Here is an 11,817-nt window from a genome sequence, read left to right as displayed (position 1 = left end):
ATGCCCGACAACACGTCCGGATTCGACGACCCGTTCGCGGATCTCTACGGAAAACTGCCCGACCCGCGCCGACACGGATCGGGTGAGGACTCGTCGGTTCCGCCGTCGCGGCGCGCCGCCCGTGCGGCCCGCTCGGGCGGCGTCACCCCGCCGCGCGCCCCCGAACCGGCGACGGACCACGAGCCCATCCCCGCGCCCCGCGAACCTCAGCCCACCCCCCGCGACGAGCCGGTCGTTGTGCGCGAACCGGCCACCGTGGGCGCGACCGCCGGCAGCCCGGGCGCCCCCGTGCGCGCAGCTCGCGCCGGCACCCTCGAGGATCTGTTCACCGGCGAGCGGACGGCCGAGGAGATCGGCGCCCCGCCACCGCGGCCCAAGAAGCGGCGTCGCGTCGGCGGGTGGGTCGCCCTGATCGTGGTGCTGGCCCTCATCGGCGGCGCAGTCGGGGGCGGTGTGTGGGCGTGGAACACCTTCAGCGAGCGGATCGAGGGGTTCTTCGCGGGGACCACGGTCGATGACTTCGAGGCAGGTCAAGCCCACGGTGAGACGCAGATCACGGTCGCTGCGGGAGACACCGGCGCCCCGGTCTCGCAGAAGCTGTTCGACGCCGGCGTCACCAAGACGCCGACGTCCCTCTACGACTACATGGTGGAGAACTCCGTGAGCTTCACCTTCCAGCCGGGCGTGTACCGCCTGCAGCTGGAGATGACGTCCCCGGCCGTGCTCGAAGCGCTCCGCGACCCCGCGAACAAGCTCGAGAACACCGCCCAGCTGCGCGAGGGGCTCACCGTGCAGCAGACGATCGAGGCGATCTCCGAGCAGATGGGGATGCCGATCGAAGATCTGCAGTCGGCGGTGGCCGACCCCGCCGTCTACGGCGTGGCCGCCGATTCGCTCGAGGGCTGGCTGTTTCCCGCCACGTACACCTTCGACCCGGGTGTGACGGCCACCGATGTCGTCGCCCGGATGGTCAATCGCACCGTCGAATCGCTCGACACCGCCGGCGTTCCGGCGGAGGAGCGCCAGCGCGTCTTGACGGTCGCGTCGATCATCCAGCGCGAGGCGCGGTTCGAGGACGACTTCTACAAGGTGTCGCGGGTCATCCAGAACCGCCTCGATGAGGGCATGAAGCTCCAGATGGACTCCACAGCTCAGTACGGATACGGAGAGCTGCACGAGGGCTCGGCGAGCACGTCGGGCGAAGCGCAGTTCGACGAGAACCCGTGGAACACCTACGTCGTGGACGGGCTGCCCTCCGGACCGATCTCCAACCCGGGCGACCTGGCCATCGATGCCGCCATGAACCCGGCGGAGGGGCCGTGGCTGTTCTTCGTCACGGTGAACCTCGACACGGGGGAGACGGTGTTCACCACGAACGCCGACGAGCATCAGGCGGCGGTGGACCAGTGGGTCAACTGGTGCAAGGACCACCCCGACTCGGGATGCTGACCGGAACGCGTCTCGCCGTCTGGGGTGACCCGATCGCCCACAGCCGTTCGCCGCTGCTGCACTCGGCGGCCTACGCGGTGCTCGGACTGGACTGGGAGTACGGGCGACGCCAGGTCACCGAGAGCGGCTTCGACGACGCCCTCGCCGAACGGGACTCCACGTGGCGGGGATTGTCGCTGACGATGCCGCTCAAATCCGTAGCGGCCCGCGCCGCGACCGACCTCGACCGCCGCGCCCAGCTCACCGGAGCGGTGAACACGCTGCTGCTGGACGACCGGATCCGCGGGTTCAACACGGATGTCGGTGGGCTCGTGCTCAGCCTCACCGAGCAAGGCGTGTCGGAGGCGGCCACCGCGCGGATCCTCGGCGCGGGCGCGACGGCCACCTCCGCGCTCGTCGCTCTTTCGGAACTGGGCGTCCGACGGGTGGACGTCGCTGCACGTCGGCGGGAAGCATCCGCGGCCCTCATCGGTCTCGGCGAAGCGCTCGGCGTCCGCGTCACCCCCGTGGGCCTGGACGAGAAGAACCCCGACGCCGTCGACGTGACGGTGGCCACGCTTCCGGGCGGGATCGACCTCGGCGCTGCGGCGGAGAATTTCGCGGCGGCCGGCGGCGTCCTCGTCGACGTCGTCTACGGTCAGTGGCCCACCCCGCTCGCGACGGCATGGGAGACGGCCGGTGGCACAGCGCACTCAGGACTCGGGATGCTGCTGCACCAGGCGCTCCTGCAGGTGCGCATCTTCGTCTCCGGCGACCCCGAACTGACCCTGCCCGGCGAACCCGCCGTGCTGGCCGCGATGCGCCGAGCGCTCATGGGAGACTAGACGAATGCTCCGCGTGCTCACGGCCGGCGAATCCCACGGCCCCGAACTGGTCGCCATCATGGAGGGTCTTCCCGCCGGCGTTCCGATCTCGTCCGACGGGATTCGCGCGGACCTCGCGCGGCGCAAGCTCGGATACGGACGCGGTTCACGGATGAAGTTCGAAGAGGACGAGCTGACGATCTCCTCCGGCGTGCGTCACGGCCTCAGCCTGGGCAGCCCCATCGCGCTGCGGATCGGTAACACCGAATGGCCCAAGTGGGTCGAGGTCATGAGCCCGGAGCCGGTCGAACTCACCGAGAAGTCCCGCGGCCGCGGGGCAGCGCTCACCCGGCCGCGTCCCGGCCACGCCGACCTCGTCGGCATGCAGAAGTACGACTTCGACGAAGCCCGCCCCATCCTCGAGCGCGCGAGCGCCCGCGAGACCGCCGCCCGCGTGGCGCTGGGAGCGCTCGCCCGCGCCTTCCTCTCCGAACTCGGGATCCGCCTGGTCAGCCACACCCTGTCCATCGGCCCGGTGCGCGTTCCGGAGGATGCGGTCATCCCCGCCCCTGGCGACGTGGACGCCCTGGATGCCGATCCGCTGCGCTGCTTCGACGCCGAGACCAGTGCCCGGATGGTCGCGGAGGTCGATGACGCCCGCAAGGACGGCGACACCCTCGGCGGTGTCGTCGAGGTACTGGCGTACGGGCTGCCCCCAGGGCTGGGCTCGCACGTGCAGTGGGACCGGCGTCTGGACGGCAAGCTCGCGCAGGCGCTCATGAGCATTCAGGCCATCAAGGGCGTGGAGGTCGGCGACGGCTTCGTCACGACCACCCGTCGCGGATCGCAGGCGCACGACGAGCTCTTCGCCACCGCGGAGGGAATCGCACGAGCCACCGACCGGGCCGGCGGTACCGAGGGCGGGATGTCGACGGGAACCGTGCTGCGGGTGCGCGCGGGCATGAAGCCCATCGCCACCGTGCCGCACGCGCTGCGCACGATCGACGTGGCCAGCGGCGAGGCCGCGGCCGCCCACCATCAGCGCTCGGACGTCTGCGCCGTGCCGGCGGCCGGCGTCGTGGCCGAGGCGATGACGGCGATCGTGCTCGCCGAGGTCGTCCTGGAGAAGTTCGGCGGCGACAGCGTCGGAGAGACCCGTCGCAACCTGCTGTCGTACCTCGACGCCGTCTCTCCGTCGCTGCGGACAACCTCCGCCAGCGACGCGACGCTCGCCGCGTCCGATGGCTCCCACTGACACGATCGCTCTCATCGGACCGATGGGGGCGGGTAAGTCCAGCATCGGCCGTCGCGTCGCCAAGCAGCTGGGCGTCCCGTTCACCGACAGCGACGCTGTCATCGCCCGCACACACGGACCGATCCCGGCGCTGTTCGCAGAGCACGGCGAGGACGGGTTCCGCCGCCTCGAGCGGAACGCGGTCCGCGAGAGCCTCGCCTCCGGCGGCGTGATCGCTCTCGGCGGGGGTGCGGTGCTTCACCCCGACACCCGCGACGACCTCGCCACCTGCCGCGTCGTCTTCCTCACGGTCGAACCGGACGTGGTGGTCCACCGCATCCGCGACGGTTCGCGCCCGCTGCTCAGCGGCAGCGGCGACGCGCTCGCGCGTTGGACCGAGATCTTCGAAGCCCGCCGCCCGCTGTACGAAGCCGCGGCCGACGTCACCTTCGACACCTCCCGCGGCCCGCTTCAGGCCGTCGTGGACGCCGTCGTCCGCTGGACCCACGCGTCCACCCCGACCGGATCGAGCACACCATGAGCACCACGACCATCCCCGTCACCGGCACCACCCCCTACGACGTCACCGTCGGCCGCGGCCTGGTCGCGGGCCTCGGGGCGGTTCTTCCACCCGCGGCACGCAAGGTACTGATCGTGCACCCCCCGACGCTGGCCGAGCGTGCCGAACAGTTGCGGCAGTCGCTCCTGGCCGATCGCGAGGTGCTGCTGGCCGAGATCCCCGACGCCGAGCAGGGCAAACGCATCGAGGTCGCGGCGTTCTGCTGGCAGGTCCTCGGTCAAGCAGATTTCACGCGCACCGACGTGGTCGTCGGATTCGGCGGGGGAGCGGTGACCGACCTCGCCGGGTTCGTTGCCGCGACCTGGCTGCGCGGCGTCGCCCTCGTCCAGGTGCCGACGACGGTACTCGGGATGGTGGATGCCGCAGTCGGCGGCAAGACCGGGATCAACACCGCGGAGGGGAAGAACCTCGTGGGCGCGTTCTGGCCGCCGTCCGCGGTGGTGTGCGACCTCGATCTGCTGGACTCGCTCTCGCCCAACGAGCGGACCGCCGGGTACGCCGAAGTCGTGAAGGCCGGGTTCATCTGGCACCCCGAGATCCTCGATCTCATCGAGGCCGACCCCGTCGCCGTCGTCGACCCGCGCGGGGAGGCGTTCCGGCGCACGCTGGAACTCGCCATCGACATGAAGGCTCGGGTGGTCGGCGAAGACCTGCGCGAAGCGGGGCTTCGGGAAGTCCTCAACTACGGCCACACCCTCGGCCACGCCATCGAGCATGCCGAACGGTACCGCTGGCGTCACGGCGCCGCGATCTCGGTCGGCATGACATTCGCCGCCGAGCTCTCCCGCCTGGCCGGCCGCCTCCCGGACGCGGTCGTGCAGCGCCACCGCGACATCCTGGGCGCGCTCGGTCTGCCGATGACCTATCGCGCGGGGGCGTGGCCGCAGTTGCTGGCCACGATGCAGCGCGACAAGAAGAGCCGCGGGGGGATGCTGCGCTTCATCGTGCTCGACGACCTCGCCCGCCCGACCGTGCTCCAGGCGCCGGACGAATCGCTGCTGTTCGCCGCCTACCAGGAGATCGCGGCGTAGCCCGCCGCGCGCGCCGCGCGCCGCAGCCGCGCGAGAAACGACAATCCGGATGAGAAATGCCGCGTCGCATCCCGTCTCGTCCGGATCGTCGTTTCTCGGGAGCTGGCGCGTGCGGGCCGCTGGTAGTGTGCAGCGGTGACGACCGCCCGCCGCCTGCTCCTCGTCAATGGCCCGAACCTCAATCTGCTCGGCACGCGAGAGCCGGAGATCTACGGCACCGCCACCCTCGCCGATGTGGAGCGGACAACGGCCGATGCCGCTGCCCAGCGAGGCTTCACGATCCGTGCGGTGCAGAGCAACCACGAGGGCGTCCTCATCGACGCGATACACGAGGCGCGGGAGGACTGCGCCGGCATCATCATCAACGCCGGCGCCTACAGCCACACCTCGGTCGCGCTTCGCGACGCCCTCTCCGCGGTCGCGCTTCCGGTCGCGGAAGTGCACATCTCCGACCTGTCGGCGCGCGAGCCGTTCCGCCAGCACTCCTACATCGCGGACATCGCCGTCGTCCATGTGATCGGGGAAGGCGTGCCCGGCTACGCCCGCGCCGTCGCGCTGCTGTCTGACGTGATCACCGGGCAGGCTGAGGGCTGACGCCCGCGGGGGAGGGCGCCGCATCCCGTAGAATGCTGTGCCGGGCCGCGTTCGGCCCCGCACCCCGACGAACGGACCCTCTTCCCCCATGGCCTCCACCGCAGATATCAAGAACGGCGTCGTCCTCAGCATCGACGGACAGCTGTGGAACGTCATCGAGTTCCAGCACGTCAAGCCCGGTAAGGGCGGCGCGTTCGTCCGCACCAAGCTCAAGAACGTCGTCACCGGCAAGACCGTCGACCGCACCTACAACGCGGGGGCGAAGATCGAGATCGAGAACGTCGACCGCCGCGACTTCACCTACCTCTACAACGACGGCGAGGCGTTCGTCTTCATGGACGTCGAGGACTACGACCAGCTGACCGTCCCCGCCACGGTCGTCGGTAACGCCTCGAACTTCCTCCTGGAGAACCAGCAGGTCCAGATCGCGCTGAACAACGGCAACCCGCTGTACGTCGAGCTGCCCGCATCCGTCGTGCTGGAGATCACCTACACCGAGCCCGGGCTTCAGGGCGACCGCTCTTCGGCGGGGACGAAGCCCGCCACCGTCGAGACCGGTTACGAGATCCAGGTTCCGCTTTTCCTGGAGACCGGGACCAAGGTCAAGGTCGACACCCGTACCGGCGACTACCTCGGCCGCGTCAGCTGACGCGCCGCCGACGTTTCGATGAGTGCTCGCACGAAGGCGCGTAAGCGCGCCCTCGACATCCTTTTCTCCGCCGACGTCCGTGGGGAGGAACTCGGCACGGTGCTCGCAGCGGAAGCCAAGCGCGCCGCGAGTGAACCCGCCCGCGAAGCGTCCTGGCTCTACGCCCGCGAGATCGTCGACGGCGTGATCGACAACGCCGACGCGATCGACGAGCAGATCACCACGTTCGCGAAGGACTGGTCGCTCGCCCGGATGCCCGCCGTCGATCGCGCGCTGTTGCGGATCGGCACGTGGGAGATCCTCTACAACGACGCCGTGCCGGCCGCCGTGGCGATCGACGAAGCCGTGGAGCTCGCCAAGGAGTTCTCCACCGACGACTCCGGCGCCTTCGTGCATGGAGTGCTGGGCCGGATTTCACGCGCCGGCTGACCGCGGTCGCTCCGGTGGGCTCGACCTCACGGCCGGGGCCCTTGCGAGGATGGATACCGTGACCCCGCCGATCGTGGACGCCGCGCACATCCGCGGCGTCGTGGACGACGGGTCGTATGAGCGCGGGGTCGCCTACTTCGCCGGCGGCGCGGTGCAGCAGGTGAGCTGGGATCCTGCTGCGGGCGTGCTCGAATCGGTCGTCTCCGGCAGCGGGACCGCGGTCTACCGTTGCCGCATCCGCCTCGACCCTCGGGAGCGCGAACGTCCGATCGTCGGAACGTCGTGCACATGCCCGATGCACACGGGCTGCAAGCACGCGGTCGCCACGATTCTCGCGGGCAACCGCCTCACCGACCGGGCGTCGGCCGCCATCCCCGCATGGCGGTCCGTGCTCGCACCCCCGGCGCCGGTCACCCCGCGACGGTGGACGTCCCTCGCTCTCGGAGTGGAGCTGCGGCAGCGGGTGCGCCGGGGCGCATCGACGTGGACGCCGGTACGCCTGGAGACGGCCACACCGCGCAGCCTGCACCAGCACGGACCCGATGTCCTCGTCGGCCTGCGCCCCCTCGAACACAGCGAACGGTCGGGGTCGTGGATCAAGGGGACGGTGTCGTGGGATGCGCTCCGCCGCTTCGGCTCGGCGTACGACCCCGCTCAGGCGCGCTGGTTCGCGGAGCTCCACAGCATCGGTCGCGATGTGCGCTCCTTCGGCGCGTTCTCCGACGTCTCCGAATGGCTCACCCTGGACGACATCGCCTCCGGCCTCCTGTGGCCGCACCTCGCCGGCGCGACGCAGCTGGGGATTGCCGTGGTTCCCACCAAGCGGTCGCAGACGGTGCACGTGGCAACCTCAGCGTCGGCGGCCATCCGGGCCGCGACCGTGGGCGGCGGGTGGGAGGTCTCCCCGCGTATCGCGCTCGACGGGGAAGACGCGGATGCCGACAGCATCCGCCCCATCGGCAGTACAGGCGTGTACCGGTTCGAGGTGCAGCGCGAGCGCATCGACGTGACGCTCGCCGCTCTCCCGCTGCCTGACCCGCTGCCCGCGCTGCTCGCGGCGCGCCGGCCCGTGACGATCCCTCCCGAGGAGGCCGACGAGTTCACCCGCGAGCATCTCCCTCGCATCGCCCGACGGGTGATCGTCGACGCCCCCGGGATCGCGATCCTCGCCCCGCCGCGCCCTACTCTCGTCGTGAGCGTCCGGTTCGCACCGTCGCACGTGCTGGAGTACCGCCTGGCGTGGCGCTACGGCTCCGGCGAGACCCTTCCGTTCGATGCCCGGGCCACCGGCGACCGGGACGCCGCGGCCGAGGACGAGATCCGCAGCCGGGTCGAGAAGCTGTGGGGCGACGTGTCTCCGGTGGCGTGGGCCGCGTCGGGCAGGCTCGAGAAGCTGGAAGCGGCGGAGTTCTCCTCGCGGCTGCTGCCGAGGATGGAAGCCGAGCCGGACGTCGTCGTCGAACTGTCGGGCGAGCGTCCCCGCTACCGTGAGCTCTCGGGGGATCCGCGCATCGAGGTGTCGGGCATCGAAACCACCGACCCGGACTGGTTCGACCTCGGCATCGTGGTCACCGTCGAGGGGCGGAGCATCCCGTTCGGTCCCTTGTTCACGGCGCTCTCCCGCGGCCGGAAGAAGATGCTCCTGAGCGACGGCGCCTATTTCTCGCTCGCACATCCGGCGCTGACGCGCCTGCGCGAGCTCATCGACGAGGCGGCGGAGCTCCAGGAGTGGGAGGCCGGTCCGCGGATCAGTCGCTCCCAGGTCGACCTCTGGGCCGATTTCGAGGACCTGGCCGACCAGGCGGAACCGGCGGTCTCGTGGCGTGCGACGGCCGAGGGGCTGCGCACCGCGGACGGCGTGCCACCGGCCTCCGTTCCCGCGGGTCTGCACGCCGACCTCCGGCCCTACCAACGGAAGGGTTACGACTGGCTGGCCTTCCTGTGGCAGCACCGGCTGGGCGGCATCCTCGCCGACGACATGGGTCTGGGCAAGACGCTGCAGATGCTGGCGCTCCTTGCGCACACCCGCGAAACGGGAGAACGCCGGCCGTTCCTCGTGGTGGCTCCCACGTCCGTCGTCTCCACCTGGCGCACGGAGGCGGCACGGTTCACCCCCGACCTGCGGGTCGCCATCGTGGATGCGACCGCCGGGAAGCGCGGTCGGACGGTCGCGGATGCGGCGGCGGACGCGGACGTCGTCGTCACCTCGTACACGCTCCTCCGTCTGGACGAAGCGGGCTTCACCGGAGTGCACTGGGCCGGGGTGATCCTCGACGAGGCGCAGTTCGTCAAGAACAGCCAGACGCGGGCGTATCGGGCCGTTCGCGCGCTGACCGCCGATGTCGTGTTCGCGATCACCGGCACGCCCCTGGAGAACAGCCTCACCGAGTTGTGGGCACTGCTCTCCCTCACCGCACCGGGGCTGTTCCCCTCGGCGCGAGCCTTCCGCGAGCAGTATGTCGGCCCCATCGAGAAGGGCAAAGTGCCCGAGGACGAGGGCGCGGCCTACCGCGCCGGCAGGCTCGCGCGGCTGCGGCGCCGCATCCGCCCGCTGGTGCTGCGGCGGACGAAGGACGTCGTTGCGGCCGACCTGCCGGCCAAGCAGGAGCAGGAGGTGCGGATCGAACTCAGCGCAGCGCACCGGGCGCTGTACGACACGGTGCTCCAGCGAGAGCGGCAGAAGGTGCTGGGGCTGCTCGACGACCTCGACCGCAACCGCTTCATCGTGTTCCGCTCGCTGACGCTCCTCCGGATGCTGAGCCTGGCGCCCGAGCTCATCGATCCCGCGCACGCGCACATCGAGCCGAGCAAGCTGACCGCGCTGTTCGAGCAGCTGGACGAGGCCCTCGCCGAGGGCCACCGCGCTCTCGTGTTCAGCCAATTCACGTCCTTCCTCGCGCTGGTGGCCACCCGGCTGGAACAGCGCGGCATCCCGTACGCCTCCCTCGACGGGTCGACACGCGACCGCGACGCGGCCGTCGCGGCCTTCCGCGGTGGAGAGGCGTCGGTGTTCCTCATCAGCCTCAAGGCCGGCGGCTTCGGACTGACGCTCACCGAAGCCGACTACGTCTTCCTGCTCGACCCGTGGTGGAACCCCGCCGCCGAGGCGCAGGCGGTCGACCGCGCGCACCGCATCGGGCAGACGCGCAACGTCCTGGTGTACCGGCTCATCGCGAACGGCACGATCGAGGAGAAGGTGATGGCGCTGCAGCGCCGAAAAGCCCGCCTGTTCCGCTCCGTCCTCGACGACGACGCGCTGTTCGGCGGACCGCTCACCCCCGACGACATCCGCGGCCTGTTCGAAGACTGACCCGCCCGAGGACCGGCATGCCCCGCCCGTCCACCGGGCGTCCAGGTGACCCTCGCGTAGAATCGGAGCCGTCCTACGAGGAGGAAAAATGCGCATCACGGGCCTCGGCCACGCGGGCATGTTCATCGAGACCGCCGGCGGCAGCATCCTGTGCGACCCGGTCCTCGGACCGAGCTTCTTCGGATCGTGGTTCCCGTTCCCCGACAACCGCGGACTGGACTGGGAACGCTTCGGCAAGGCCGACTTCCTCTACATCTCGCACCGTCACCGCGACCACTTCGACCCGGCACTCCTCGAGAAGTACGTTCCGAAGGACATCCGGGTGCTGCTTCCCGACTATCCGACCGACGACCTCGAGCGCGATCTCCGGGGCCTCGGCTACGACAACATCATCTACACGCACACGGGCGAGGTGCTGGAGTACGGCGACGTGAAGCTGATGGTCACGCCGCTGCGCGCGCCCAGCGACGGACCCATCGGCGACTCGTCGCTCAGCGTGGACGACGGCACGGCCAGCATCCTGAATCAGAACGACTCGCACCCCCTCGATCTGGAGAAGCTGCTGAGCTTCAGCAAACCCGACGCGTACTTCACCCAGGTGTCCGGTGCGATCTGGTGGCCGATGGTCTACGACCTGCCGCTGGAGGCGAAGCAGAACTTCGCCCAGCTCAAGCGAGACGCGCAGAACAAGCGCGCCATGTACTACATCGAGAAGGTCGACGCCGAGCACGTCTTCCCGATGGCGGGGCCCCCGATGTTCCTGCGCGAAGAGCTCTTCCGCTACAACGGCCTCGGGGAGCAGAACGACTCGATCTTCACCGATCAGAGCCAGTTCCTCGAGCACATGTCGCGGCAGCGCCCCGGGCAGAAGGGGTACTTGTTCCTGCCGGGCACGCAGGTGGATGTCCGCGGCAGCGCCGTCGAGGTGACGCAGACGCTCTTCAGCGACGCCGAGATCGACCGCATCTTCGGCGCCAAGTGGGACTACCTCGCCGAGCAGCGCGACACGCGTCAGGACGAGGTCCGCGCTGAGGCGGCCTCGCGCGCCGAGGTGCTGCCGCCGGCGGAGATGCTCGCGGCACTGAAGGAATGGTGGGAGCCCCTCCTGCGCCGAGCCCGCACCATCCGCAACGGTGTGGGCGGGGCCGTCCGTTTCCGCATCGGCGAGCTGGACATGGTCGTGGACTTCCCGAAGGCCAAGGTGCGCGAGTACGCGGGGGAGGAGTGCATCTACTGGTACACGATCCCCGCCGACCTCGTGTCCACGAACATCCGCGACCACGAGGTCGACTGGTCGAACTCGATCTTCCTGTCCATGCAGTTCGAGGTCGGCCGCAGCGGCAAGTTCAACGAGTTCCTCACGACGTTCCTGAAGTGCCTGTCGCGCGACCGGATCGAGTATGTCGAGAACTGGTACGCCGAGCAGTCCGACCAGACCGAGGACATCCAGCTCGACGAGTGGGTCGTGCAGCGCCGCTGCCCGCACCTGCGTGCCGACCTGTCCAAGACCGGCAAGATCGAGGACGACGTGCTCACGTGCAGCCTCCACGACTGGAAGTGGGACCTGACCTCGGGCAAGTGCCTGACGACCCAGGGGCACCCCATCCGCTCGTCCCTGGCGCCCGAGGTCGCGGCGGCCCCCGCCGCCTGACCGCTGGCGCGGCATGCCTGCGACCGCGAGACTGCGTGTCCGCCACGAGACAGCAGCCGTCGTCGGCGGTCTCGTGGCGCAGGAGCG

At 70.1% G+C, this 11,817-nt stretch carries 10 protein-coding genes; all 10 read left to right on the top strand.

What is annotated here, in order from left to right:
* The 10 genes from mltG to AC4FS2_RS05640 all read left to right on the top strand — a co-directional run bounded on the left by mltG (position 1) and on the right by AC4FS2_RS05640 (position 11,730).
* The gene (mltG, locus tag AC4FS2_RS05685; protein WP_491176602.1) at positions 1-1,449 is read left to right on the top strand and encodes an endolytic transglycosylase MltG; all 1,449 of its coding nucleotides are present in this window, start codon (positions 1-3) and stop codon (positions 1,447-1,449) included.
* On the top strand, positions 1,419-2,273 hold the full coding sequence (locus tag AC4FS2_RS05680; RefSeq protein ID WP_491176600.1) for a shikimate dehydrogenase family protein: 855 nt from the start codon (positions 1,419-1,421) through the stop codon (positions 2,271-2,273). The genes mltG and AC4FS2_RS05680 overlap by 31 nt, the downstream gene beginning before the upstream one ends.
* 4 nt (positions 2,274-2,277) lie before the next feature.
* Positions 2,278-3,507, top strand: coding sequence for a chorismate synthase (gene aroC / locus AC4FS2_RS05675; protein WP_491176598.1), 1,230 nt, complete (start codon positions 2,278-2,280; stop codon positions 3,505-3,507).
* The gene (locus AC4FS2_RS05670; RefSeq protein WP_491176596.1) at positions 3,494-4,027 is read left to right on the top strand and encodes a shikimate kinase; all 534 of its coding nucleotides are present in this window, start codon (positions 3,494-3,496) and stop codon (positions 4,025-4,027) included. The genes aroC and AC4FS2_RS05670 overlap by 14 nt, the downstream gene beginning before the upstream one ends.
* Positions 4,024-5,097 carry a 3-dehydroquinate synthase gene (gene aroB / locus AC4FS2_RS05665; RefSeq protein WP_491176593.1) on the top strand — a complete coding sequence of 358 codons (1,074 nt, stop codon included), beginning with the start codon at positions 4,024-4,026 and terminating at the stop codon, positions 5,095-5,097. The genes AC4FS2_RS05670 and aroB overlap by 4 nt, the downstream gene beginning before the upstream one ends.
* A 135-nt stretch (positions 5,098-5,232) precedes the next feature.
* Positions 5,233-5,691 carry a type II 3-dehydroquinate dehydratase gene (gene aroQ, locus AC4FS2_RS05660; protein WP_491152956.1) on the top strand — a complete coding sequence of 153 codons (459 nt, stop codon included), beginning with the start codon at positions 5,233-5,235 and terminating at the stop codon, positions 5,689-5,691.
* Positions 5,692-5,779: 88 nt separating this feature from the next.
* The gene (gene efp, locus AC4FS2_RS05655; protein WP_491152958.1) at positions 5,780-6,340 is read left to right on the top strand and encodes an elongation factor P; all 561 of its coding nucleotides are present in this window, start codon (positions 5,780-5,782) and stop codon (positions 6,338-6,340) included.
* An 18-nt stretch (positions 6,341-6,358) separates the two neighbouring features.
* A complete protein-coding gene (gene nusB / locus AC4FS2_RS05650; protein WP_491152960.1) occupies positions 6,359-6,769 on the top strand; it encodes a transcription antitermination factor NusB in 411 nt (136 codons plus the stop codon).
* Positions 6,770-6,827: 58 nt separating this feature from the next.
* Positions 6,828-10,079 carry a DEAD/DEAH box helicase gene (locus AC4FS2_RS05645; RefSeq protein ID WP_491152962.1) on the top strand — a complete coding sequence of 1,084 codons (3,252 nt, stop codon included), beginning with the start codon at positions 6,828-6,830 and terminating at the stop codon, positions 10,077-10,079.
* 88 nt (positions 10,080-10,167) lie between these two features.
* Positions 10,168-11,730: a Rieske 2Fe-2S domain-containing protein gene (locus AC4FS2_RS05640; protein ID WP_491176592.1), complete on the top strand. Its 1,563-nt coding sequence runs from the start codon at positions 10,168-10,170 to the stop codon at positions 11,728-11,730.
* The last annotated feature ends 87 nt before the right edge of the window (positions 11,731-11,817 follow it).

This window comes from Microbacterium sp. Z10_103, assembly GCF_058310455.1.
Note: the sequence above shows the minus strand (reverse complement) of the source record. Positions and strands in the feature narration are given on the sequence as shown.